Below are 23,408 nucleotides of genomic sequence, written 5' to 3' on the forward strand. Positions count from 1 at the left end.
TATCTCTCGAAGGATTCAGATCCCGGGGCAGCGCGATGTTTCGGTACTTTGTTTGGCTAGGCAGGCGAAGCCTCAAGGATCGAGATCGGCGCGGTGGTGTCGATCACTCGCTCGAGCTTCAGCCCTGCGGCCTCGAACAGCCTGGCGTATTGCGCCTCGGTCCGCTCAAGGCCGCCGGTGACCGCGAGCATGACCACATCGATGGCCTTGATCTGGGCTGGTTCGTCGCCCGCAGGGACGAGCGTCTCGGCCACAAGCACCCTGCCATGCGTTTGCATTGCCTCGCGGCAACGGCGCAAGATCAACTCGGCGCGTTCATCGTCCCAATCGTGGATCACCTTCTTGATTACATAGACGTCGCCGACGGGGACGCTATCGAAGAAGTCGCCGACGACGAAGTCGGTGCGCGACGGATCGCTCCCGGCCTCCTGGCGCGCCGCCGCCACTCCGGAGGCGAGATCGAGAAGAACCCCGCTCAAATGGGGATTGCGGGCAAGGATGGCCGAGAGAAGCTGTCCATGCCCGCCGCCGACATCGACGACCCGCGTATATCGGCTGAAATCATAGGCGTCGGCGACCGCCTCGTTGCTGCCTTGGCCCTGGGCAATCATAGCTCGCTGAAACAGGGCAGCCTGTTCCGGGTGGGCCGAAAGCCAATCGAACCTCGGACTTCCGAACACCTTGTCGAAGGCCGGCTTTCCGGTGCGGACGGAATGCAGAAGCTGCTCGAACGCAAGATAGGCCTCGCTGTTGACCATCCGGATGAAGTCGCGTGGTCCGGGCCGATCGGAACGAAGCGCCGCGCCCACCTCCATCAAGGTAAAATGACGAGGGCGAACTTCAGTGAAGACCCCCTCCGGCGCCAGAAGCCGCATGACGCGATAGAGCGATTCCGCATCCGTCTTCGTGGCGGCCGCCAAATCTTCAACTGACTGCTCGCCGGAAGCCAGAAGATCGGGAATGCCGAGTTCGATGACGACGCGCAGCGCCTGTGACACGGCAAATCCGAAACCCAGCCTCATGACTTGTTGCGACGGGTTGGTCATGGCTTTCCCCTCCGGACAGGTGAAAAGCTTACGAGGGGCGCGAGCAGAAGTGAAGCGGGACGCAGTGTTGAACGGCGCGGCCTCACGACTTTAGTCAAAGCCCCTCTTTCGCCGCCTCCGCCAGGCGCGCGGCATAGCGGGCCATGGTGTCGATCTCGAGATTGACGCGGTCGCCGGCCTGGCGTTGGCCCCAGGTGGTGACGCTCAGCGAATGATGGATGAGCAGCACGTCGAAGCGGGTGCCTTCGACCTTGTTGACGGTGAGCGAGGTGCCGTCGAGCGCGACCGACCCTTTCGGCGCGATGAACTTCGCCAGATGCCGCGGCGCTTCCAGCGTGAAGCGCACGGCATCGCCCTCCTCCTTGCGCTCGACGATCTCGGCCGTGCCGTCGACATGGCCGGAAACGATGTGGCCGCCGAGCTCGTCGCCGATCTTCAGCGCCCGTTCGAGATTGATCCTGGTGCCTGATTTCCAGCTGGATGCCGTGGTGAGCCTCAGCGCCTCCTCCCAGGCCTCGACCTCGAACCAGCGCGCGTTGGAACCAGTTTCGGGGAGCGCCGTGACCGTCAGGCAAACGCCGCCGCAGGAGATGGAGGCGCCGATGGCGATGGTTTCGGGATCATAGGTGGTGTCTATGCGCAGCCCAACGCCTTCGGCCAGCGGCTTCACGGTAGCGACAGTGCCAACGTCAGTCACAATCCCAGTAAACATCAGAGAGCGTCTTTCATTTTGACCATGATCTAACCCAAAAATCGGTTCCCACTTTTTGGGATCATGGTCTTACCCACTCGGCGTAACTGTCTTCGCCGAAGCGCATATCACGCAGCTTGCGAAAACCTGCCGGGATATGGTCGGCGTCGATAGGCGATGCAATACCGTCTTTGCCGATCGCCTCAGGTCCCTGGAACAGGACGATGCGGTCGACAAGGTCTTCCTCGAGGAAGGCCTTGGCTACCTTGGCGCCGCCTTCGACCAAAACGCTTGCCATGCCAAGCGCGGCAAGGTCTTCCAGCAATTCCGGCAAGGCGACCACGCCATTGTGGGTTTCGGTGCCGATGAAGCGCACGCCCGCGCGTTCGAGCGCCGCCCGCCGGTGCGGGTCGGCTTCCAGACAGGCGGCGATATAGAGCGGCACGCGGTCGACGCCGGATATCAGCTTGGATGTCTCCGGCAGCCGGATCTGCCGATCGAGGATGATGCGCGCCGGCGAGCGGTTCTCCAGTCCCGGAAGGCGCACGGTCAGCGCCGGGTCGTCCTCGAGAGCGGTGCCGATGCCGACCAGGATGGCGTCGGACTCGGCGCGCATCAGATAGACATCGCGCCGCGCGATCTCGCCGGTGATGGCGACCTGGCCCGCGCCTTTGCGGCCGATCTTGCCGTCACTCGAAAGCGCAAGCTTCAGAGTTACTTCCGGGCGTTTTTTTAGAGAACGAGTCAGATAGCCGGCCATCTGCTCGGCGGCCTCGGCGGCCAGCACTTTCTCCACCACCTCGACACCGGCGGCGCGCAGTATGGCGTAGCCCTTGCCGGAGACGCGCGGATCGGGATCGCTTGCCGCGCCGACGACGCGCGCGATGCCGGCATTGACCAGCGCGTTGGCGCAAGGCGGCGTGCGGCCGTGGTGGGCGCAAGGCTCCAAAGTAACGTAAGCCGTAGCACCACGCGCGAGTTCGCCGGCCTCGGCCAGCGCTTCGGTCTCGGCATGCGGGCGGCCGCCGACGGCCGTCACGCCGGTACCGACGATCATCGGGCCGGCGCCGTCGTCGCGCACGATGATGGTGCCGACGGAAGGGTTGGTCGACGTGCGGCCGGCGTTGCGGCGCGACAACCTGATGGCCGCGGCCATGAAACGGCGATCAAGGGCCGCCTGCGCGGCCTCGTCCAGTCGCTGTCCCGCCATGATCAGCCAGCGTCCTCTTCGGTCTTTTCCTCGTCGCCCTTCAGTTCGCCCAGCAGCTCATGAAAATCCTTGGCCTCGCGGAAATTGCGATAGACCGAGGCGAAGCGGACATAGGCGACGTCATCCAGCGATTTCAGCGCATCCATGACCAGCCGGCCGACTTCGCCCGAAGCAACCTCGGTTTCGCCGGAGCTTTCGAGCTGGCGCACGATGCCGGTGACCGCGCGGTCGATGCGCTCGGGGTCGACATTGCGCTTGCGCACGGCGATCTCGACGGAGCGCAGCAGCTTGTCACGGTCGAAAGGCACCTTGCGGCCGGACTTCTTGACGACGACGAGGTCGCGCAGTTGGACGCGCTCGAAAGTCGTGAAACGGCCGCCGCAATCGGGGCACACCCGCCGCCTGCGGATCGCCGCGCCGTCCTCGGCGGGACGCGAATCCTTCACCTGCGTATCTTCGGACTGGCAATAGGGACAGCGCATGGAGAGCCTTGGGTTCGCGATTCTGTGGGCGAAAGGCTTAGAGCCTTTCATGCCTCAGAGATAGCGAGGCATAAGCAAGATTGCCAGCGCTCCACCCCGCTGGCCGACGGGCGTCAGGGCGCAACATCCTTGGTCGGAAACCCGCACGATGCGCCTAGGTTGCGATAGGCCTTGGTGAAGCCGTCCATCGGGATGCTGGTGACCTTCTGTTTGCCGAAGGTGACGTCGAGCGAGGTGACCTTGCGCATGGCGCGCAGCAGGGCGAGGCTGGTCTTGGCCTGGTTGTCGACCATCCAGCTGGGACGACCACCGGCGGCGCCGTTGGAGGTCACGGTCGCAGCGACCTTCACGCCAGGATCGCCGAAGGTCGCGGCGATCTTGTCGCCGGTCGGCAGGTTGCCGTTGTCGATGATGAACATGATGGCCGGATACGCGTCCGGCGGCAGCGCATCGCCGGTCGAGATCGACAGCGTCAGGGATCCGGCATTGCCGTCGCCGTCGACGAATGCAGTCGAGGCGGCGCAGGTCTTGTGCGCATCCTGCCCGGTATCGAGCGTATCGATGATGGTGGTCCACTTGCCGAAGGTATTGGTGGCCGGCATGTCGGAGCCGGGCTGCGCCTGCTCCTGCGCAACCGCGCCGGACAGGGCGAAAACGGCCAGCGAGCCGGACAGGGCCAGGGTGGCAAGACGGAAAGTGCGCATCATCAGGTCTCCGGTAAGCCGCGCCGCCCGATCAAGGAGCGGCGCGAAGCGCAAGGATAAAAGATGACGTATGTCGCGCGGTCAACCGACGGAGGGCAACCGAGCGTGGATCAGCCGAGATAGGGGTAAAGCGGGAAGCGGTCGGTCAACGCCGTGACCTTGGCTTTGACGGCGGCCTCGACGGCCGCATTGCCGTCGTCGGAATTCGCCACCTTCAGCCCATCCAGCACCTCGGCGATCAGCTTGCCGATCTCGCGGAATTCGGCCTGGCCGAAGCCGCGTGTGGTGCCGGCCGGCGTGCCGAGGCGTACGCCCGACGTCACGAACGGCTTTTCCGGATCGAACGGGATACCGTTCTTGTTGCAGGTGATGTTGGCGCGGCCGAGGGCGGCTTCCGCACGCTTGCCGGTGGCGTTCTTCGGCCGAAGGTCGACCAGCATCAAATGGTTGTCGGTACCGCCGGAGACGATATCGAGGCCCGTCTCCTGCAGGCTGGAGGCCAGCGCCTTGGCATTGGCGACGATGCTTTCGGCATAGGCCTTGAAGCTCGGCTTCAGCGCCTCGCCGAGCGCCACCGCCTTGGCGGCGATGACATGCATCAGCGGGCCGCCCTGCAAGCCCGGAAACACCGCCGAATTCATCTTCTTGGCGATGTCCTCGTCGTTGCACAGGATCATGCCGCCGCGCGGACCGCGCAGCGATTTGTGGGTCGTCGTGGTCACGACATGGGCATGAGGCAACGGCGACGGATGCACGCCGCCGGCGACGAGGCCGGCGATATGCGCCATGTCGACCATCAGATAGGCGCCGATCGAATCGGCGATCTCGCGGAAACGCTTCCAGTCCCAGATGCGCGAATAGGCGGTGCCGCCGGCCAGGATCAGCTTCGGCTTCGTCTCATGCGCGGTCTTCTCGATCGCGTCCATGTCGAGCAAATGGTCTTCCTTGCGCACGCCATAGGAGACGACCTTGAACCATTTGCCGCTCATGTTGACCGGCGAGCCGTGGGTGAGATGCCCGCCCGAATTCAGGTCGAGGCCCATGAAGGTGTCGCCGGGCTGCAGCAGCGCCAGGAACACGGCCTGGTTCATCTGGCTGCCCGAGTTCGGCTGAACGTTGGCGAAGTTGCAGCCAAAGAGCTTTTTCGCGCGCTCGATGGCCAGTTCCTCGGCCACGTCGACGAACTGGCAGCCGCCATAGTAGCGCTTGCCTGGATAACCCTCGGCATATTTGTTGGTCATGATCGAGCCCTGCGCCTCGAGCACGGCGCGCGACACGATGTTTTCCGACGCGATCAGCTCGATCTCGTGGCGCTGGCGCCCAAGCTCGTTGCGGATGGCGCCGAAGATTTCCGGATCGGCGTCGGCAAGCGTGGTCTCGAAGAAGGATTCGAATTTGCTGGAGGCTGCCGCTGCGTTTGACATGGCTTGCTTTCCCTTGGGGCCGGAGGTCTGCGAGGTCGCCGCGCATTAACACAGTTGTTTCCGAGCCGCCACGTTTGCGGCGCGAAATTTGCTGGCCGGTTTGCGCCAAGACAAACCCGTCCAGTTCTAATCCCGCGGTTCGCGGCCCTTGAGGATCGCTTCCGAGAAGGTGATCTCGGTGAACAGCTTGCGCGCCGTATGGTCATTGATGTCGCCACGGCGAAGCATCGCCTGCAGTTCGGCCCGCTCGGCCTCGATGCCGGCAAGCCTGAATCCGAGCTCGATCCGCCCGGATTCGCGGGCCTCGGCGCGCGCTTCGTCGGCGCCGTCGGAGAGCGAGATGCGCCGCCGGTAGATGGATGCGACGCTCTCGGCGATGGCAAGCTTCATGTCCGCCGCCTCCCCTTCATTGCCGTCGCTGGCGAGGCCTTCGATCCTGGCGATGGCCGCGTTGGCGGCGCCGACGCGGGCCCGGCGCTCTTCGGCCGCACCTGGATGCTCGCCGGGTTCGACGAGACCGCGCGCGACCGTAGGCAGGGTAAGGCTCGCAATCGCCAGCGAGCATATGATGACGCCGGCGGCGAGGAAGATCACGAGGTCGCGGGCCGGAAAGGGCGAGCCGTCTTGCAAGGTAAGCGGCAGGGACAGGATGCCCGCCAGGGTGACGGCGCCGCGCACGCCGGCGATCGAACCGGCAAGCCTGACGCGAAAGCCAAAGGGTTCGGCTTTGCGCTTGCCGAGCCGCGCGGCAAGCACGGCGCCCACGTCGCCGATCCAGATCCAGACATAGCGCAGCCCGATCAGGCAGAGCGTGAGCAACAGCACGGTCAATGCCGGCTCGAACAGCCAATGCCGGTCCGTCAGTTCCGGCGGCACCTTGCGGATGATGTCGGGCAGTTGCAGGCCAAGCAGGATGAACAGCGAGCCGTTGAACATGAAGATCAGCATCGACCAGAGCGAGATCGTCTGGATGCGCGCCGAGACCGCCATGTGGCGGACGATGCCGGAATATCCGGTCAACAGGCCGGCGGTGACCGCCGCCAGAACGCCCGACGCGTTCAAATGCTCGGCGATCAGATAGGCGACAAAGGGCAACAGCACCATGACCAGCACCTGCGCCTCGGCCGGTGTGCTGGTGATGCGGCCGAGGATCTGCAACGACTTCGCGGCGATGAACAGCGCCGCGATGCCGGCGAGAATGCCGATCGCCGCTGCCAAGAGGAAGCTCAGGGATGCCGCGGCGAACGAAAAGCTGCCGGTCAGCGCCGCCGCGACCGTGAAGCGGAACATCACCAGACCCGAGGCGTCGTTGAGCAGGGATTCGCCTTCCAATATGTGCATCAGCCGCGCCGGGACGACATTGCGGTCGACGATCGAGGACACGGCGACCGCATCGGTCGGCGACAGCACGGCGGCCAGAGCGAAGGCGACCACCAGCGGGATGCTCGGCACCAGCCAGTGCAAGGCGTAACCGAAGCCGACGATGGTGAAGAAGACGAGCCCGATGGCGAGGTCGAGGATCGGGCTGCGCAGCGCTATCAGCTCGCGCTTCGGCGCCGAGAACGCATCGCCGAACAGAAGCGGCGGAATGAATACCAGGAGGAACAGCTCCGGGTCGATCTCGACATGCAGGCCGCGTGCCGGCCAGGCCAGGGCGGCGCCGATCGCGATCTGCAGCACCGGCAGCGGCACGCGCACCAGCCGCACCAGCGCACCGGAAACCGTTACGAAGGCGAGCACGACGAGAATGAAGACGGCAACGTCCATGGCGAGATTCCGGCTGGTCGACCGACCATGGGCAATTGCCAGCGTCGCGTCCAGCCGGCCGGACGTCACGCGGCCGTATCAACCGCGGACGCGTCGCCGTTCCGCTAATGCGACAGAACCGCCTTGGGTACGGAACAAAGCGCCGTGAAAGCGGGATTCACGACATTGCCGATGCGCAGGCTGCAGGTCTGGCTGACCAGTTGATGCGCGTCCATCGTGTCCAGGCCTGTCCGTTGCGCCACCCAGCGCACCAGCCCGGCGACCGCGATGCGGGCGGCGTCGTCCAGCGGCCGCGCGCAGCCAATGACGCCGATATGGCTTTCAGTCTCCAGGCGCGGCCAGTCGAAGCTCTCATCCGGCATCGCCTTCTCGGCGGACAGGGAAGTGAAGAAGGCGCCCTCGACCGCGGTGCCCGCGATCTCGCCATCGCCCTGCGCGTAATGTCCGTCACCGATATAGATGTGCCCGCCATCGACATTCGCCCGCAGGTAGAGCGTCGCGCCTTCCCTCAGGTCCGGGATGTCGAAATTGCCGCCGAAGTCGCCGGGAACGACGCCGAGGCGAACCTCGCCATGAGCGGGCGCGACGCCCAACGTGCCGTGGAACGGCCGGTAGCTGGCGGAAAGCGTGCGGCCGGAGGAGGTCCGTGTGGTTAATTGCGTTCGATCCGGCGAGAGGCGCCAGATCCACACCCGCTCGTCCTGCTCCTGCTGCAAGTTGGGCGAGGCGCGGGTTCCCGACAGGAAGCCGAAATTCGGTGATATCGTCGCCACGCCCCAGTCACGAGCGGGCTCCAGGCGATGCAGGCGGATCGCCATGATATCGCCGGCCCTGATGCCTTCGACGGCGATCGGACCGACCAGCGGGTTGACTTTCGGATAGGGCGCGACCTCGCGCGGCTTACCGTCGACGCTCGTCAGCTTGCCGGAAAAGCAGTCCTCGGTGAACACCGTGAATTGTTCGCCAGGCCTGACGGAAAGCCGCGGCGCATGCCCTCCCAGTTGGAAGACGAAATCGTGCCCGTCGTTCAGCGGTCGAACCAAGTGCCGGCTCCCAGTTTCTCGACTATCTCGACAAATGCCTGCGTGGCGTCGCGATGGATACTATGGCCGACGTTGGGCATCACGACGACAGACCGCTCGCCGACCTCTGCCCGCAGGCGCGCGGTGTCGTCGGGCGGGACAAACCGGCTCACTTCCGGCAGGACCCAAACCGTCGGCAGCATCCGGGCCAGGCGCACCGCCTCATCCCGCAGATCCCAGGGCGCGTTGCCCGCGAAGGCTGAACGCGCGTCATCGAACGATATCTGCTCGAGCGACACGACTTTCCAGGCGGCGTCACGCCGCGACCAGCCGGGATTGAGTTTCAGCAGCCCCTCGATGTCGTGGGGCAGATTTGCTTCGTCCCAGTCCAGCATGCCCTTCGGTGTCGCCTTGTCGGCAAAATGCGAGACCGGGTCTTCCAGAAGCATCGCCTTCGGCCGGAACAGGCCGCGCAACACGCCAAGCTGCGCCAGCGTGCCGCCGAAGGAATGACCAAGCAGCACGTCCGGTCCGGCGGGGAGGTTCTCGGCAAAATCGGAGAGCAGGCTGTCGAAAGAGAAGTCGCCATTGCCTCGCGCGCTTTCGCCGTGGCCGCGCATGTCGGGAGCGATCACCTGCCAGCCGCGTGCGGCAAGCATCCGCGCCGGCTCGGTCATGGCGCCTGCATTGGCGGTGATGCCGTGCAGCGCCACCATCGCCTTCGGCGCGCCGCGGTCGCCCCAGCGCATGATGTTGAGCGTCACCATGTCAGGCTCCCGCCGCCCAGCCGACGATCTGCCGCCAGAGCGTCGTGTAGCCCGGCCAATCGACAAAAGCGGGCGGCGCCCAATGCGGCCCGCAATCCGAGGCAAAGGCGACCGACCGCCCCTTGCCGAACTCCGCCGCGACGATCAAGGGATCGTTGCCGACGGTCGCGACCACCGTCGCCTTCTGCCTGGCGGCAAAGCGGTTGTAGCCGAGCAGCGCCGGCCACTCCGCTTCCAGCCCGCCGACGATCGGATGACTTGCTGCGGCAACACGCGGCTTCACGCCTTGCGGCCGCTCGGCGCGGTCATCACCCGCCTCCATTTCCACGCCCAGCACCTCCGCGACTTCGGTGTCGCGATAGCGCGCCTTGGCGTCGATGCCCTGGAAGGTCATATAGCCGCCGATCATCACCAGTCCGCCGCCGCCGAGGACATAGTCGCGTATCGCTTCGAGGCGATTGGGCAGCATCTTCGACCGCATGAACGTGTCGGAATGGAGCAACAGGGTGTTGGCGCCGATGTCGCTCAGCATAATGCAGTCGAACTTCGCCAGCTCGCCGGCGCTGAAGGGGAAGTCGCGCGCGGCGATATGGGCCGGCTGGTAGACAACGTCCCAGCCACCGCCTTCGAGGGCGTCGCGCAGCCAGCGCACGCCTTCGGCGTACTCCGTCGTGGTGAAGGAATCGAAGCCCTTCTGGTGGATCGAATGAACGGTCCAGGATTCGCCCGCGATCAGGACGCGACGGCTCTTTGTCATACTTCCTCTCCTGTTTTGTAAGACCGGCTGGCCAGCCGCTTCAATGCGGCGATGAAGGCGGCGTGGATGCCCTCGCCATCAAGCTCGACGGCGATTTCGGCGTTCGGCGGCCCCGAGCGTCCGGCAAAGTCGATGACCGTGCGGCCATAGGTGAACTTGCCGGCGAGCTCGACCTCGACCCGAGCCGGAACGGTCCTGGCCAGGGAGGGTTCGGCCGCGACGAGCGATGCCACGGGATCGTTGAGCGGCATGGCGCCAACCCCGAACACGCCCGGGCGGAATGTCGTGTTCAGCGAGCGCAGGAGCTCGGCGGCGAAGCGCCCGACCTTGCCGCCAATCGGCTCGGCGTCCGCGATCAAGCGATCGGTGATAACCGCCTGCGGTCCCACGTCGATCGGAAGAAGCGTCAAAGGAATGCCGGCCCCGAACACGATGGCTGCCGCCTCCGGATCGCACAGAACGTTCCACTCCGCCGCAGCTGTCTTGTTGCCGAGCCCCCAGGCCCCGCCGAGCGAGACGATGCGCCCGATCCTTTCCGCCAGGCCGGAATTGCGCCGCAGCGCCATGGCCAGATTGGTCAGCGGACCGGTGGTGACGACGGTAGCGGCAGCGCCTGAAAGGACAAGCTCGGCGATGAGGTCGCTGGAGTGGCGTGGATCGAGGTTGACCGCTTCGAGATCCGGCCGCTCCGGGTCGAGCGCGCTCGCCTGGTCGAGGATGCCGGCGATCAGCCTTTCGCGCACCAATGGCCCCATGGCGCCGGCCGAAACCGGGACATCCTTGCGCTCCGCAACGGCAAGGACGATGGCGCCGTTGCGCGCCGTGCGGTCCCCGGCGAGATGACCGGCACCCGTCGTCACCGCCTTCAGGTCGAGCGCCTTATGGCCGGCGGCGACCAGGATGCCCAGGGCATCGTCATTGCCCGGATCGCAGTCGAGGATGATCGGCTTCGTCATTGGGGATTGTCCTGAATTCTGGCCGGGCGGTTGCGCACCAGGATGCGCCAGCGGGCGAAGGTCAGGCCGATGATGGCGGCGAGATAGGGCAGCATCAGCACGAACTGCGAGGGGATGGCGAACACTTGCAGGCGGTCGCCCAGCGCGCCGAAGAAGCCGAACAGGAAGGACGCCGCAGCCGTCATCCAGGGCTGGCCGCCGCCGAATAGCGTCGCGGCCAGCCCGATGAAGCCGCGGCCGCTGGTCATGTCCGGCAGGAAGAAATGCAGCTTGTCCATGGCAAGCTGCGCGCCGGCAAGCCCGGCCAGCAAGCCGCTGATCGCCAAGGACAGGGCCTTCATGGCAGCGATGCGGATGCCGGCGGAACGCGCTGCGTGCTCGTCCTCTCCCGCGGCCCGCAGGCTGGCGCCGAGCGGCGTCTTGTTGAGGAAGACATAGGTGAGCGGGACCGCGACAAGTGCGATCAGCACGATGATGCTTTGGCCTTCGAAGGCCGGGCCGAGCACCGGCAGCCAGGACAGCGATCCGGCCGGAACATGCCAGATGTCGGGAAAGGCGATCGGCCTCAGCCCGCCTGGACTGTTGTAGTAGCGCTCGAGGATGAAGAGCGTGCCGCCGGCGGCCAGCAGATTGATGCCAAGGCCCGCCACGATGAAGTCGGCGAAGAAGCGCAAGGTCAGCAGCGCCAGAAGCTGCGAAAGCACCACCGCGACCACCAGCGCCGATAGGAAGGCCGGCCAGGCGCTGCCGCTCCAGTCGCCGACGGCGACGGCGGCGAAGGCGGCCGCCAGCATCATGCCCTCGACCGCGACATTGAGGATGTTGGCGCGCAAGGTGATCATGGCCGCCAGCGCGGCAAGCAGGATCGGGGTCGACTGTTCAAGAACCGCGGCGAGCAGCGATGCGAGGTTCATCCCTTGCCTCCCCTCACGCTGCCTGGGCGGCGCGACGCAGCCGCGCCGTCATCAGCAGCACGAGCAGGCCCGTCAAAAGGTTGACCAGCGAGCGCGGCACATCCGTGGAAATCTGCATGTAGGCAGCACCATTCAGCATCGCCGCGTAGAACAGCGCGGTCGTCAGCGAACCGATCGGATGGACGCGGGCAAGCAGGGCGCAGGTCAGGCCGACAAGCCCGTAGCTCGGCGAGAAATTCTGCTCGAAGCGGTGTCCGACGCCGAGCACATAAAGCGCTCCGGCCAGCCCGGCCAATCCACCGGCAATGACCATCGCCGAGATCACCCGCCGCGCCGCCGGCACGCCCGTGGCCTCGGCAAAGCGCAGATTGGTGCCGGCCGCGCGAACCTCCGCGCCCCATCGGGTGCGGAACAGCACGATCCATGAGACGACGGCAAGCACGGCGGCGACAAGGAAGCCGCTGGTGGCGCGCGGAACGAAAGGCAAGGGCGGCAGCCAGATCGAGCTCGGTACCATCCAGCTCACCGCGCCATAGGCGGTGGTGTCGCGGATCACCTGGTTGGCCAGCCAGGAGGTGATCAGGAGAATGATGATGTTAAGCATCAGTGTCGTGACCACCTCGTCGACGGCGAGACGCACCTTGAGCACGCCCGGAATCCAGCCGACCACCGCGCCGGCAAGAAAACCGGCGACGATGGCGAGCGGCATCAGCATAAAGGCCGGCAGCGAAGCGCCGGCGATGGCGACGACGGTGGTGGTGACCGCGCCCGCGTAGAGCTGGCCCTCGCCGCCGACATTGAAGATGCCGGCGCGAAAGGAGAAGACGACACCGAGCGCGATCAGGGTGAGCGGCGTGGCGCGGTTCAGGAACAGGGCGAAGTTGCCGAGCGAATCGAAATTGGCGAGCAACAGGTCGCGATAGGCGCGGACCGGCTCATCCGTGATCGATGCGACCAGCAGGAAGCCGAGCGCCAGCGTGAGCAGGATCGCGGCGAGCGGCGCGCGAATGACGCGCAGGAAATTGGACAGCGCCGGCGCCATTACGCAGCCTCCTTCGATCCGCCGTTCATCAGATATCCGACGGTCTCCTCGTCGGCCTCGGCGCGGTCGAGGACGCGCATCATGCGCCCTGAATACATGACGCCGATCCTGTCGGAGAGCGCGAAGATCTCGGAGAGCTCGGACGAGATCAGGAGCACGGCGCGGCCCCGGTCGGCGGCCTGCAGGATGCGCGCGTGAACGAATTCGGACGCGCCGATGTCCAGTCCGCGCGTCGGCTGGCAGATCAGGAGCAGCGATGGGTCGCGCTCCAGCTCGCGGGCAATCACCAGTTTCTGCATGTTGCCGCCGGAGAGCCAGCCGGCCTGCGTGGCAGGCTGCGCGCCGCGCACGTCGAACTCCTTGATCTTCTCGCCCGCGAAGCTGTCCAGCTTCCGCCGATTGATCAGGCCGCCGGACAGCAATCCGGCGCGGCTGTAGTTGGTCGCCGCGACGTTCTCGGCGACGCTCATCGTGACGCTCAGGCCACGGTCGAGGCGGTCTTCCGGCACGAAGCCGAGACCGGCCTGCTGGCGCTCCCAGAGGTCAGCGTCGGTCAAATCCCGGTCGCCGAAACGGATCCTGCCCGCCTGCACCGGCATCAGCCCGGCAATCGCCTCGGCGAGTTCGGTCTGGCCGTTGCCGTCGACGCCGGCGATGCCCAGAACCTCGCCGGCGCGTACCTGGAGAGAGATGCGGTCGAGCAGACGCCGGCCTGAATGATTGGTCATGCTGACACTGTCGAGCGTCAGGACCGGGGCGCCGAAGCTGCGCTGCCCACTGCCCTTGCGGCCGACCAGGAATACGTCGCGGCCGACCATGTCGCGGGCGATGTCGGCTTCGGTGACATCGGCCGTATTGCGCGTCGAAATGCTGCGGCCATGGCGAATGACGGTCACGCGGTCGGAGACGGCTTTCACCTCGCGCAGCTTGTGGGTGATGAAAAGAATGGTGCGGCCCCTGGCGCGCAAGCCGTCGACCACACCGATCAGCTCATCGACTTCGGGCGGAGTCAGCACGGCGGTCGGTTCGTCGAGGATCAAGAGATCCGCGTCGAACGCCAGCGCCTTCAGGATCTCGACGCGCTGGCGCTGGCCGACCGAAAGCGTGCGCACCGGCGCTTCCGGATCGAGGCGGAAGTTGTAGCGCGCGATCAGTTCGCGGGCGCGCTCGACCATCTGCCAGCGGTCGGAGAAGATACCCAGCCGGCGCGGCTGGCGGCCGAGAAACAGGTTCTCAGCCACGCTCATGGACGGCACCAGCGTGAAGTGCTGGTGCACCATGCCGATGCCGAGGCGGCTCGCGGCGATAGGGTCGGCGATCGTCACGGTCTTGCCGTTCAGCACGATGGAGCCGGCGTTCGGCTGGTGAATGCCCGCAAGGATGTTCATCAGCGTCGACTTGCCGGCGCCGTTCTCGCCGCAGATGACATGAACCTCGCCGCGCCGGACATCGAGGTCGACATGACTGAGCGCGGCCTTCTCGCCAAACGACTTGGCGATGCCTGCAAGGCTCAAGATGATGTCCGGGTCACTCATCGGCACGCTTCCTGGGGGCACGCTTCCTGGTCGGCATGGGGGGGGACGCCGCCTTGGCGGCGTCCCGTTTCAAGGTCCTGGGAGGGCTTACTTGAAAGCAGTGTCGACCTTGATCTCGCCGCTGACCACCTTGGCCTTGGCGGCGTCGACCTTGGCCTTGATGTCGGCGGGCACCAGCTTGTCGTTATAGACAAGGCCGACGCCCTCATTGGCGAGGCCGTAGACCTTGAGCTTGCCGAACTCGGCCTTGCCGTCCTGGATCTGCTTGATCGAGTCGTAGATCGAGTTGCCGATCTGCTTGATCATCGAGGCGATCACATTGTCCGGGTGCAGGCCGCTCTGGTCGGAATCGACGCCGATGGCGTATTTCTTGGAGTCCGCCGCGCCCTTGAGGATACCGAGGCCGGCTGGGCCGGCGACGTTGAAGACGACGTTGGCGCCGTTCTGGATCGCGGTCTTGGTCAGGTCGTAAGCCTTCTGCGCGTCGTTGAAGTTGCCGATGAAGATCACCTGCACGTCGATGTCCGGCACGACGGTCTTGGCGCCCTGCTTGAAGCCGAGGATGAAGTCCTGGATGACCGGCAGGTCCATGCCGGCGACCACCGCGATCTTCGGATCGCCGGAAGTGAGCGGAAAATCCTTCTTGTCGGTCGCCGCGATCGCGGCCAGCGCGCCGGCGAGATAGGAGCCTTCGTTCTGCGCGTATTTCACCGAAAGAACATTCGGCTGCTTCAACTCGTCGTCGAAGAAGACATATTTCTGGTCGGGATGCTGCGGCGCGACATCGGCCAGGTTGTCGTGCATGTTCGGGCCGGTGAAGACGACGCTCCATTCGCCCGAATTCGACACTGCCTCGAGATTCTGGCGCCAGAGCTGCGGATCGGTCGGCGATGCCTGCAGCAGGCGCGTCTTGACGCCTTCCTTCTCGGCGCGGGCGAAGCCGGTGGCGGCGTTGTCGTTGAAGCCCATGTCGCCGAGATTGTCCGACATCACATAGACGGCGCTGAAGTCGGCGGCGAGTGTCGGTCCGGCCACCAGGCCAAGCCCGAGAGCCGCGGCGTATGCTATTGATTTCATGATCGATCTTGTCATTTGTTTCATTCCCCTTTCTTGGTTGCGAACTGTCTGTCTCAGGAGCGCGGCGGCGCTACTGAGTTGCGCTTGACCAGCGCGACCGGGAGCCGTGTGAGTTCAGGCGGCGACGCCTTGTCGATCAGCGCCTTGAGTGTGCTGAACCCGATGCGGCCGAGTTCGGCGGTCGGCTGACGGATTGTGGTGAGGCCTGGCGCGAGGAGGTCGGCAAACGGCATGTCGTCGAAGCCGACCAGCGAGATGTCCTGCGGCACGTTGAGGCCTTTGGAACGCACCGCTTCCATGATGCCGATAGCAATGAAATCGCTGCCGGCGAAAACGGCCGTCGGCGGCTGGCCGCCGGCCAGGATGTCCAGCATGGCGGCGCGGCCGAACGCGCGCGAATACTCGCCCTGGCGGACATCGCCGTCGTCGACTTCTATCCCCGCCTCGGCCATGGCGTCGCGGTACCCGGCCAGTCGTTCGATGGCGCTGAACAGCTTCGCCGGGCCGCCGATATGGGCGATGCGCCGGTGCCCGGCCTCGATGAGGTGGCGCGTCGCGGCGCGAGCACCTTCGCGGTTCTCGACGAAGATTTTCGGAACGTTGACGCCCGGAATGTCCTCGTCGATCAAAACGATGTGGCCGTAGTGATGAAGGGTTGCGGCTAAAGAGCCGTCGTCCGGCCGGTTGGTCATCATGATCAGCCCGTCGACATGGCCGTCCTTCAGCCGCCTGAGACTGGCGAGCTCGCGCTCCCGGTTGCCGCCGGTGCTGCTCATCAGCACGGAATAGCCGTGCTTTTCCGCCTCATCCTCGACGGCGGCGGCCAGTTCGGCAAAGAACGGGTTGGCGATTTCAGGCGTCAGCATGCCGATCGCCTCGGAGCGGCCGAGACTCAGGCGCTTAGCGAGGATGTTCGGGCGGTAGTCGAGCGCCACGATGGCCGCGTCGATGCGCGCCGCCGTCTCCGCCGGAAGCTCGATGCGATTGTTGAGATAGCGCGACACGGTGGTGGTCGACACCCTCGCCATTATCGCGACTTCATTGATGGTGCTCATGTCCGCCCCAGCCAGCAACGAACCAAACGCTATCCCATAAAATTTGGCTAGTAAAGCGGTTGCGTAAAGTGGTTTACTGACTTTTGTGAGCTACGCTGACATTCAACGCCGACCGCGGCCATCGCCGCGGCGGCGGGCTTGTCATTCTTGTCAGGGAGTCATCGGCAGGACGAGTTCCAGAACCCCACCGGCTATCCGCGGGGGCGCCATCTGAGGCCGCGCCGCGCGGCCCGGGTGCGGCAAGGGCCTTGCCATGCTGGCGCGATTGTCTTGTTGCAGGCCGCTCGGAAAGCCGAAGATGCGCCCCTACTGCCCCCACGCCCAAGCTCCGTTTCACGGAAACGGCGAACCGCTCTATCTCCTTACTTTCACGCAATTCCGGACGGAAAACCGCACACACTTTTCCTGGAATTGCTGTAAGGCGCGCATTGCGTCGCCCAAACAAAAAGGCCGCTGCGAGAGCGGCCTTTTTTCTTTTAAGGATCAGATGCTTACTGCGCGGAGCTGATCTGCAGCTCGGTGGCGCCGTCAAGGGCGTAGATATCGTCGCGGAACTGCACGACGCCCGGAGCCGTCGACCATGCCGAGAGATAGAGGAAGTGGACCGGCACCGGATTGACCACATTGATCGGCGTGTTCTCGCCGGTCTTGATCGCCGCCTCGAAATGCTGACGGTCCCAGCCGGGCGTGTCGCGCAGGATCCAGGTGACGAGGTCGCGCACGTTCTGGACGCGTACGCAGCCGGAGGAATCGAAGCGCATCAACTTGCCGAACAGGCTCTGCTGCGGCGTGTCGTGCATATAGACGCCGTCCGGGCTCGGGAAGTTGATCTTGACCGAGGCCATCGCATTGTTGCTGCCCGGATCCTGGCGGAAACGGTATTTCGCGGCATCGTCCGTCGACCAGTCGATGGTCATCGGATCCACCTCGCTGCCGTCCGGCGCGAACAGGCGGATGTGGCTGTCCTTGAGGTAGTTCGGGTCCTTCCGCATCAGCGGAATGATGTCCTTGCGCACGATCGAAACCGGCGCATTCCAGTACGGATTGACGATGATCTCGTTGATCTTTGAGTTCACGATCGGCGTCTGGCGGTCGATCTTGCCGACAATCGCCGTGTGGCGCAGCACGACCCGGTCGTTCTCGACCGCTTCGACCTGGGCGCCCGGAATGTCGACCAGCACGTAACGGTCGCCGAGCGTGCCGGCCTTTTCCTTCAGGCGCTGCAGGTTGGTCTGCAACTGGCCGAGCCGGACCTGCGCCGACACGTTCATCGCGGCGTAGGTGTATTTGCCCATGGCGCCGTCGGCCGGCAGGCCGTGACGAAGCTGGAAGCGCTTGACCGCCGAGTCGACATAGGAATCGAAGGCCGTCGAAATGCCGGCGCTCTGCGGCAGGTCGCCCGACACCATCAGGCGCTTGCGCAGCGGGACGACATCCGGGTCGTCGACGCCGAGCTGCAATTTCTTGGTCGCCGGAACCTGTTCCCAGCCGCCCTGGGAGACGATGTTCTGATACTGCGCCACCGCCTGCTCGGTGAAGGCCACCGTCTGCTGGCTGAAGATCGGCAGCGTCGAGGCGACCTTGTTGGTGTCGGTGCCGCGGGCGTCGAACTGGTCGTCCCAATTGCCGCGCGTCGAGGATTTCAGGATATCCCCGATCACATCCTGGGCGCTCGCATGGCCGGCGACCACGGCGGCGGCGAGCGCGGAGGCTCCGGTAAGGAAGAAACGGCGGCTGGTTCTCATGGCAGACATTCTTGCTTTATCGCTCTCGCTCAACTCGCTTGCCGGGCGGCTTTGTCCACACTCTAGGGGTGGCAAACTTAACAATTCGCCAACCATGACCTGACGTTGATCGGCTGCCAGAACGCGCCGCCGCAACGCAGGTTCCAAGGAGCGCAAGGCATAGGCCCGCAGCATCACCCACCACTCGCATTGACCGCGATTATGGCGGCAACGTGGCCTTGGCCCGCGATTTGCATGCGGCGGCCAGATGAAAGAAATGACAGCGATGCTTTTTTGCACCGGCAGGATGCCAGCGCGTCCTTATGAAATCTGTGCCCTGCCCTTCAGGCGCAGAGCCTTCATGCGCGCGAAGCGACGGTCAAGCTCCCGCAGATACCCGCCTTCGCAATAAAGAAGAAGACCGGCGCGCTTCGGCGCCGGCCTCCTATTCTTTCCCCGGGGCCGTGCTTCTTCGGCGCGGCTTTCCCGTCCCAATTCCGAAGCACTCACATCCGATAAGCGATCGTGTCGTTCCAGAAGCGGTCGAGCCGCTGCAGGGCGCGGTTCATCTGCTTGAACTCGTCGGTGTTGATGCCGCCGACCGCCTCGATCGAACCGACATGGCGCTCGTAGAGCCCGGCGACGACGTCGGCCACCTCGTTGCCCTTCGGCGTCAGCGAGACGCGGACCGAACGGCGGTCGATGCGCGAGCGCTGGTGGTTGATGAAGCCGAGGTCGACCAGCTTCTTAAGATTGTAGGAGACGTTGGAGCCGAGATAGTAGCCACGCGAGCGCAGCTCGCCGGCGGTCAGCTCCGAATTGCCGATGTTGAAGAGCAGCAGCGCCTGGATGGCGTTGATGTCGGAGCGGCCATTGCGGTCGAACTCGTCCTTAATCACGTCAAGCAGGCGGCGGTGCAGACGCTCCACCAGCTGCAGCGATTCCATGTACAGCGAGCGGATAGCCTCGCGGCGATCGTCGGATACGTTTGCGGTCTTCGCCGCCGGACGCGAATTGATCATTGTCTTTGCCTCTCGTTTGTCGCCTTGGTGATTTTTTGTTTTTCACCTTGATCGCGACACTATCGAATACTCATAAAATTCGACTTAAACGCCAGGGCTAACAAGAGCTTACCGGTAAGAGGTTTCGAAAGACGCTTAACGATCGGTCACCCGAGCAAGAACAATTAACCTAAAGATTTAGCCAATGGATCTTGGGGTGAAACGGGGCTGAGAAAGCGCCCCGCGGAGGCAGGCCATCGGCCGGCTTTATGGGTGGAGCATGATGTCATCCGAAAACCGCTTCACACTTTTCGGCATCATGCTCATTGGCGAAGTTGGCGCTTCTGCAGCCATATGGTGACGCGAAAGACGATGTAGAGCAAGGCCACGCAGGCATGCGAGACGACGATCAGCAGCCGATGGCCGAAGAGATCGGGGAAGCCGGCATACATCACCGTCTCGGTCGCCGCGCAGATGAACCAGATCACCGGTCCCCACGATGCCAGCATCCAGAGGCCGGCGGCGGCGAAGGGGAAGAAGACGGCGAGCATGGCCGCCGCCACCTGCCAGTGCACAGGCATCAGGTCGAAGCGCCACAGTTCGCCCGGATAGATGCCGATCAGGCGGATCCAATAGAGGATGCCGAACAACAGGCAATAGCCGGCGATCACGCGCTGGAACCAGGCGAAGATCACCTCGGTGGTCGAGGGCTGCAGCACCACCCGCCTGGAGGTGACTTCGCTCACAGCGCGAGTTCCTTATCCCCGAGCGGCGCGAAATAGGCGTCGATCTCGGCCGCATCGACCTCATCCAGCCCCGCCGGCCGCCACTCGGGCTTCGAGCCCTTGTCGATGATGGCGGCGCGGATGCCTTCATAGAAATCGTGGCCGGCAAGCATGCGGTTCAGGATGCGGAACTCCATCCTCATGCATTCGTCCATCGACAGCGTCGAGCCGGCGCTGATCTGGCGCCAGGCGATGTTGAGGCTGGTCGGCGAGCGGGTTTTCAAGGTCGCCAACGTCTTGGCGGCGAAAGCGTCGCCGGCGGCGGCTTGTTCGAGACTGGCGACGATATCGGCCAGCGAGCCTTTTGAGAAATGGCGCGCGATCGAATCCAGGTCCTGCCGCTCCGTCTCGCGTTTTGCCGGCACGAAGAAATCGCGCAGCTCGGCATTCGGATCGTTGCTGGTCGCCAGTTCGTCGAGCAACCCCGCCTGGTCCTCCGCCTTGATAGTGTGCGTGGCGAGCCCCGACCAAAGCGCATCGCCGTAACGGATGCGATTTCCGGTCAATCCGAGATACATGCCGAAAGAGCCGCCGAGATCCGGCAGCAGGTGGCTGGCGCCGACATCCGGGAAGAAGCCGATGCCGACCTCCGGCATGGCGAACTGCGCGTTTTCGGTCAGCACGCGATGCGAGCCGTGGAAGGAGATGCCGACGCCGCCGCCCATGACTATGCCGTCGATCAGCGCGACATAGGGTTTCTTGAAGCGGGCGATGCGGGCGTTGAGCCGATATTCGTCGGCGAAGAAGTCGACGGGCGGCTTGCCGGCCCGGCCGGCCTCGTAGATGTGCAGGATATCGCCGCCGGCGGAAAACGCCCTGCCCTCGGCCTTGACGACGACGACATTGATGCCGGCGTTCTCTTCCCAGGCATCGAGCGCCTTGCCGAGCGCGTTGACCATGTCGTGCGTGACGGCGTTGAGCGCCTTCGGCCGGGTCAACGTAACCACACCTGCCTTGCCCAGCCGCTCGAAGCGGATCTCGTCGCCTCCGCCAAAATCCATAATGAGAGAATCCTCCCCCGCGCCTGCGGGAGGAGAAGTGCTAAGCGGCGACCGGGCCAACGTCAATTGTCGAGTGCCACGGATAAGGCAGCGTCTTTCGCGGCAAGCAGGCTACCATACGAATGGGATAAGCGCATTCACCGCGCCGATGCCGCCCAGGGCTGCGTTGACGGGAGCGAAGTTGACGAAGCCGAACAACGGCAGGCGCGCGGCAGCAGGAAGGCGGCGATCATGGCAAACATCAAACCGAAGCTCTGCAGCAAATGCGGCTCGGTATCGCGTTTTACGCCGATTGCCTGAACGGTCAGATAAACAATCAGCAGCAGCCAGGCGGCATAGATGAACCAGATCAAGGTCATGCCTTGCTCCTTCGTTTAGCCGGCAATCCGCCTTGGCCACCGCACGCACCCGGTGCTAGAAAATGGGCATCTTGAACCGGACGGCAAGCCATGCCCGGATTTTCCCGCTTCGCGGCTGCAGCGATCGGCCTGATCGCCATCCTACGGATGTCTTGCCCTGGCGAGGCCGCGGCTGCGAACGAGCTTTATCAATCTCAGACCATCGTCACCGGCACTGGAGACGTAAACCGGCAGATCGGCTTCAAGGATTGCCTCGACAAGGTGCTGGTCAAGGTCTCGGGCGACCAGCGCCTGTCGCAGAAGCCGGAGATGCTGGCCCTGCGCGACAAAGCGGCCGACTTCGTGCAATCCTTCCGCTACCGCGACCGGCTCGAAGGCATCCCGATCCATGACGAGCAAGGCACGCATGACCGGCCGCATGATCTCACCTGCCTCTATAAGCCGGCCGTCGTCGACAAGCTCCTGGCGCAGCTCGGCAGCAGGCCCTGGCTCGGCGAGCGGCCGTCTATCGCCGTCTTCATGACCGCTGAGCAGGGTTCGCGGCATTTCGTGCTGACGGCGGATGAGGACAACGGCAAGACGATGAGGGAATCCTTCGCCAACGCCACAAGTCCACTGCTGATGCGCATTGCCTTTCCAAAGGCCAGGCAGGTCGGCGGCCTCGACGAAAAGGCGGTCGCGGCGGCCAATATGGCAAAGCTCGACAAACTCGCGAAGAAAGCGGGAGCGGCCCGGGCGCTCGCCGGCAGCATCGTGTGGAGCGACAAGGACCTCGGCTGGATCGCCGACTGGCGGCTGGCCGATCGCGGCAAGACCTATCGCTGGCAGGTCCGCGGCGTCAGCTTCGACGAGGCCTTCCGGGTTGCGATCAGGGGCGCAGCGCAGATCCTGTCGGGGAACGGGCAGCCCTAGGGGTTTCCTCGTCCCTACAAAGTGGGGGAGAGGAACGTGTGCCACGTCCCTGGCACAATCGTGTCGCATTGGTCAGCGGCGGAGACGCGTGATAAAAGCCGGCGCAAAAGAGAGTTTGACCATGAACAAATTCACCCCCGCAAAGCCTGCCGGCGCGCGCAGCGTCGACGAGATCACCGGCAGCCGGCGGCTACGGCGCATGCGCAAGGCCGACTGGTCGCGCCGGCTGGTGCAGGAGAACCAGCTTTCGGTGAACGACCTGATCTGGCCGATCTTCGTGGTCGACGGCAAGAACACGCGCGAGCCGATCGCCGCGATGCCGGACGTCTACCGCCTGTCTATCGACCTCGCGGTGAAGGAGGCCGAGCGCGCCGCAAAGCTCGGCATTCCGGCCATCGCCACCTTCCCCAATGTCGAGCTTGCGCTGCGCGACCAGACGGGATCGCACATCCTCGACCCCGACAATGTCATCAACCGCGCCACGCGCGCCATCAAGGACGCGGTTCCGGAAATCGGCATTATCACCGATGCCGCGCTCGACCCGTTCACCAGCCACGGCCATGACGGCATCCTGCGCGACGGTATCATCGTCAATGACGAGACGGTGGAACAGGTCGCCGCCGCGGCTGTCATCCAGGCAGCGGCGGGCGCCGACATCATCGCGCCGTCGGACATGATGGACGGTCGCATCGGCGCCATCCGCGACGCGCTCGACGCCAACGGTTTCCAGGACGTGGCGATCATGTCCTACGCGACGAAATTCGCCTCGGCCTTCTACGGGCCCTATCGCGAGGCGGTCGGCACCGCCGGCCTGCTCAAGGGCGACAAGAAGACCTACTACATCGATCACGCCAATTCGGACGAAGCGGTGCGCGAGGCCGAGCAGGACCTCGCCGAAGGCGCCGACATGCTGATGGTGAAGCCCGGCCTGCCCTATCTCGACATCATCCGCCGGCTGAAGGACGAGTTCCAGATGCCGACCTTCGCCTATCAGGTGTCGGGCGAATATTCGATGATCAAGGCAGCCGCCGCCAATGGCTGGATCGACGGCGAGAAGGCGATGCTGGAATCGCTGCTTTCGCTGAAGCGGGCGGGCTGCGACGGCGTGCTGACCTATTTTGCGCCGGTGGTGGCGCAGATACTGAAAGGCTAGGCCTGCCTCGCGATTTTGGAATTC

23 protein-coding genes are annotated in these 23,408 nt (G+C 64.6%); 2 read left to right on the forward strand and 21 right to left on the reverse strand.

Features of this window, described 5'->3' with window-relative positions; all coding sequences use genetic code 11:
• Window positions 1–56: 56 nt before the first annotated feature.
• From FJ424_RS21290 to FJ424_RS21390, 21 genes are all read right to left on the reverse strand, one after another.
• On the reverse strand, window positions 57–1,046 hold the full coding sequence (locus FJ424_RS21290; RefSeq protein ID WP_140659089.1) for a methyltransferase: 990 nt from the start codon (window positions 1,044–1,046) through the stop codon (window positions 57–59).
• Window positions 1,047–1,140: 94 nt separating this feature from the next.
• Window positions 1,141–1,758, reverse strand: a complete 618-nt coding sequence (locus tag FJ424_RS21295) for a riboflavin synthase (RefSeq protein WP_140659090.1) — start codon at window positions 1,756–1,758, stop codon at window positions 1,141–1,143.
• 61 nt (window positions 1,759–1,819) lie between these two features.
• Complete coding sequence (ribD, locus tag FJ424_RS21300; RefSeq protein ID WP_181182195.1) at window positions 1,820–2,947, reverse strand: bifunctional diaminohydroxyphosphoribosylaminopyrimidine deaminase/5-amino-6-(5-phosphoribosylamino)uracil reductase RibD; 1,128 nt, start codon at window positions 2,945–2,947, stop codon at window positions 1,820–1,822.
• A 2-nt stretch (window positions 2,948–2,949) separates the two neighbouring features.
• Entirely contained in the window at window positions 2,950–3,429 is a 480-nt protein-coding gene (nrdR, locus tag FJ424_RS21305; protein ID WP_027167964.1) for a transcriptional regulator NrdR, read from the reverse strand.
• Between the two features lie 113 nt (window positions 3,430–3,542).
• Window positions 3,543–4,136: a hypothetical protein gene (locus FJ424_RS21310; RefSeq protein ID WP_246677316.1), complete on the reverse strand. Its 594-nt coding sequence runs from the start codon at window positions 4,134–4,136 to the stop codon at window positions 3,543–3,545.
• Between the two features lie 107 nt (window positions 4,137–4,243).
• The gene (gene glyA, locus FJ424_RS21315; protein ID WP_140659091.1) at window positions 4,244–5,557 is read right to left on the reverse strand and encodes a serine hydroxymethyltransferase; all 1,314 of its coding nucleotides are present in this window, start codon (window positions 5,555–5,557) and stop codon (window positions 4,244–4,246) included.
• A 126-nt stretch (window positions 5,558–5,683) separates the two neighbouring features.
• Window positions 5,684–7,324: a Na+/H+ antiporter gene (locus FJ424_RS21320; protein WP_140659092.1), complete on the reverse strand. Its 1,641-nt coding sequence runs from the start codon at window positions 7,322–7,324 to the stop codon at window positions 5,684–5,686.
• 104 nt (window positions 7,325–7,428) lie between these two features.
• On the reverse strand, window positions 7,429–8,367 hold the full coding sequence (locus FJ424_RS21325) for an acetamidase/formamidase family protein (RefSeq protein ID WP_140659093.1): 939 nt from the start codon (window positions 8,365–8,367) through the stop codon (window positions 7,429–7,431).
• Window positions 8,352–9,113 carry an alpha/beta fold hydrolase gene (locus FJ424_RS21330; RefSeq protein ID WP_140659094.1) on the reverse strand — a complete coding sequence of 254 codons (762 nt, stop codon included), beginning with the start codon at window positions 9,111–9,113 and terminating at the stop codon, window positions 8,352–8,354. The genes FJ424_RS21325 and FJ424_RS21330 overlap by 16 nt, the downstream gene beginning before the upstream one ends.
• Window position 9,114: 1 nt before the next feature.
• Complete coding sequence (locus FJ424_RS21335; RefSeq protein ID WP_140659095.1) at window positions 9,115–9,870, reverse strand: glutamine amidotransferase; 756 nt, start codon at window positions 9,868–9,870, stop codon at window positions 9,115–9,117.
• Window positions 9,867–10,826, reverse strand: a complete 960-nt coding sequence (locus FJ424_RS21340; RefSeq protein ID WP_140659096.1) for a nucleoside hydrolase — start codon at window positions 10,824–10,826, stop codon at window positions 9,867–9,869. Before FJ424_RS21340 ends, FJ424_RS21335 begins: the two co-directional genes overlap by 4 nt.
• A complete protein-coding gene (locus FJ424_RS21345; RefSeq protein WP_140659097.1) occupies window positions 10,823–11,740 on the reverse strand; it encodes an ABC transporter permease in 918 nt (305 codons plus the stop codon). The genes FJ424_RS21340 and FJ424_RS21345 overlap by 4 nt, the downstream gene beginning before the upstream one ends.
• A gap of 13 nt (window positions 11,741–11,753) precedes the next feature.
• Window positions 11,754–12,782: an ABC transporter permease gene (locus FJ424_RS21350; RefSeq protein ID WP_140659098.1), complete on the reverse strand. Its 1,029-nt coding sequence runs from the start codon at window positions 12,780–12,782 to the stop codon at window positions 11,754–11,756.
• Entirely contained in the window at window positions 12,782–14,317 is a 1,536-nt protein-coding gene (locus FJ424_RS21355; RefSeq protein WP_140659099.1) for an ABC transporter ATP-binding protein, read from the reverse strand. The genes FJ424_RS21350 and FJ424_RS21355 overlap by 1 nt, the downstream gene beginning before the upstream one ends.
• A gap of 87 nt (window positions 14,318–14,404) precedes the next feature.
• Window positions 14,405–15,394 carry a BMP family ABC transporter substrate-binding protein gene (locus tag FJ424_RS21360; RefSeq protein ID WP_181167104.1) on the reverse strand — a complete coding sequence of 330 codons (990 nt, stop codon included), beginning with the start codon at window positions 15,392–15,394 and terminating at the stop codon, window positions 14,405–14,407.
• 53 nt (window positions 15,395–15,447) lie between these two features.
• Window positions 15,448–16,449 carry a LacI family DNA-binding transcriptional regulator gene (locus FJ424_RS21365; protein ID WP_140659100.1) on the reverse strand — a complete coding sequence of 334 codons (1,002 nt, stop codon included), beginning with the start codon at window positions 16,447–16,449 and terminating at the stop codon, window positions 15,448–15,450.
• A gap of 491 nt (window positions 16,450–16,940) precedes the next feature.
• Window positions 16,941–18,194, reverse strand: coding sequence for a L,D-transpeptidase family protein (locus tag FJ424_RS21370; protein ID WP_140641397.1), 1,254 nt, complete (start codon window positions 18,192–18,194; stop codon window positions 16,941–16,943).
• Window positions 18,195–18,679: 485 nt separating this feature from the next.
• Window positions 18,680–19,195, reverse strand: a complete 516-nt coding sequence (locus FJ424_RS21375) for a MarR family winged helix-turn-helix transcriptional regulator (protein ID WP_040983294.1) — start codon at window positions 19,193–19,195, stop codon at window positions 18,680–18,682.
• 302 nt (window positions 19,196–19,497) lie between these two features.
• On the reverse strand, window positions 19,498–19,920 hold the full coding sequence (locus FJ424_RS21380) for a DUF6163 family protein (RefSeq protein WP_140641396.1): 423 nt from the start codon (window positions 19,918–19,920) through the stop codon (window positions 19,498–19,500).
• Window positions 19,917–20,960: an enoyl-CoA hydratase/isomerase family protein gene (locus tag FJ424_RS21385; RefSeq protein ID WP_140659101.1), complete on the reverse strand. Its 1,044-nt coding sequence runs from the start codon at window positions 20,958–20,960 to the stop codon at window positions 19,917–19,919. The genes FJ424_RS21380 and FJ424_RS21385 overlap by 4 nt, the downstream gene beginning before the upstream one ends.
• Window positions 20,961–21,097: 137 nt before the next feature.
• A complete protein-coding gene (locus tag FJ424_RS21390) occupies window positions 21,098–21,319 on the reverse strand; it encodes a hypothetical protein (RefSeq protein WP_140659102.1) in 222 nt (73 codons plus the stop codon).
• A 90-nt stretch (window positions 21,320–21,409) separates the two neighbouring features.
• Here FJ424_RS21390 and FJ424_RS21395 point away from each other — a divergent pair, with 90 nt between their 5' ends.
• Window positions 21,410–22,231: a DUF2066 domain-containing protein gene (locus FJ424_RS21395; protein WP_140659103.1), complete on the forward strand. Its 822-nt coding sequence runs from the start codon at window positions 21,410–21,412 to the stop codon at window positions 22,229–22,231.
• A 121-nt stretch (window positions 22,232–22,352) separates the two neighbouring features.
• The gene (hemB, locus tag FJ424_RS21400; RefSeq protein WP_140659104.1) at window positions 22,353–23,384 is read left to right on the forward strand and encodes a porphobilinogen synthase; all 1,032 of its coding nucleotides are present in this window, start codon (window positions 22,353–22,355) and stop codon (window positions 23,382–23,384) included.
• The last annotated feature ends 24 nt before the right edge of the window (window positions 23,385–23,408 follow it).

It is taken from the genome of Mesorhizobium sp. B3-1-8 (assembly GCF_006439495.1).
Taxonomy (GTDB): domain Bacteria; phylum Pseudomonadota; class Alphaproteobacteria; order Rhizobiales; family Rhizobiaceae; genus Mesorhizobium.

Excerpts from the sequence above, each read along its gene's own strand:
- FJ424_RS21345 (WP_140659097.1), bottom strand. The coding sequence starts at position 11,740 with ATGAACCTCGCATCGCTGCTCGCCGCGGTTCTTGAACAGTCGACCCCG.
- hemB (WP_140659104.1), top strand. The coding sequence starts at position 22,353 with ATGAACAAATTCACCCCCGCAAAGCCTGCCGGCGCGCGCAGCGTCGAC.
- FJ424_RS21360 (WP_181167104.1), bottom strand. The coding sequence starts at position 15,394 with ATGAAATCAATAGCATACGCCGCGGCTCTCGGGCTTGGCCTGGTGGCC.
- FJ424_RS21390 (WP_140659102.1), bottom strand. The coding sequence starts at position 21,319 with ATGACCTTGATCTGGTTCATCTATGCCGCCTGGCTGCTGCTGATTGTT.
- FJ424_RS21295 (WP_140659090.1), bottom strand. The coding sequence starts at position 1,758 with ATGTTTACTGGGATTGTGACTGACGTTGGCACTGTCGCTACCGTGAAG.
- ribD (WP_181182195.1), bottom strand. The coding sequence starts at position 2,947 with ATGGCGGGACAGCGACTGGACGAGGCCGCGCAGGCGGCCCTTGATCGC.
- FJ424_RS21395 (WP_140659103.1), top strand. The coding sequence starts at position 21,410 with ATGCCCGGATTTTCCCGCTTCGCGGCTGCAGCGATCGGCCTGATCGCC.
- FJ424_RS21290 (WP_140659089.1), bottom strand. The coding sequence starts at position 1,046 with ATGACCAACCCGTCGCAACAAGTCATGAGGCTGGGTTTCGGATTTGCC.
- FJ424_RS21330 (WP_140659094.1), bottom strand. The coding sequence starts at position 9,113 with ATGGTGACGCTCAACATCATGCGCTGGGGCGACCGCGGCGCGCCGAAG.
- FJ424_RS21365 (WP_140659100.1), bottom strand. The coding sequence starts at position 16,449 with ATGAGCACCATCAATGAAGTCGCGATAATGGCGAGGGTGTCGACCACC.
- FJ424_RS21370 (WP_140641397.1), bottom strand. The coding sequence starts at position 18,194 with ATGAGAACCAGCCGCCGTTTCTTCCTTACCGGAGCCTCCGCGCTCGCC.
- FJ424_RS21375 (WP_040983294.1), bottom strand. The coding sequence starts at position 19,195 with ATGATCAATTCGCGTCCGGCGGCGAAGACCGCAAACGTATCCGACGAT.
- glyA (WP_140659091.1), bottom strand. The coding sequence starts at position 5,557 with ATGTCAAACGCAGCGGCAGCCTCCAGCAAATTCGAATCCTTCTTCGAG.
- FJ424_RS21310 (WP_246677316.1), bottom strand. The coding sequence starts at position 4,136 with ATGATGCGCACTTTCCGTCTTGCCACCCTGGCCCTGTCCGGCTCGCTG.
- nrdR (WP_027167964.1), bottom strand. The coding sequence starts at position 3,429 with ATGCGCTGTCCCTATTGCCAGTCCGAAGATACGCAGGTGAAGGATTCG.
- FJ424_RS21335 (WP_140659095.1), bottom strand. The coding sequence starts at position 9,870 with ATGACAAAGAGCCGTCGCGTCCTGATCGCGGGCGAATCCTGGACCGTT.
- FJ424_RS21320 (WP_140659092.1), bottom strand. The coding sequence starts at position 7,324 with ATGGACGTTGCCGTCTTCATTCTCGTCGTGCTCGCCTTCGTAACGGTT.
- FJ424_RS21350 (WP_140659098.1), bottom strand. The coding sequence starts at position 12,782 with ATGGCGCCGGCGCTGTCCAATTTCCTGCGCGTCATTCGCGCGCCGCTC.
- FJ424_RS21355 (WP_140659099.1), bottom strand. The coding sequence starts at position 14,317 with ATGAGTGACCCGGACATCATCTTGAGCCTTGCAGGCATCGCCAAGTCG.
- FJ424_RS21340 (WP_140659096.1), bottom strand. The coding sequence starts at position 10,826 with ATGACGAAGCCGATCATCCTCGACTGCGATCCGGGCAATGACGATGCC.
- FJ424_RS21385 (WP_140659101.1), bottom strand. The coding sequence starts at position 20,960 with ATGGATTTTGGCGGAGGCGACGAGATCCGCTTCGAGCGGCTGGGCAAG.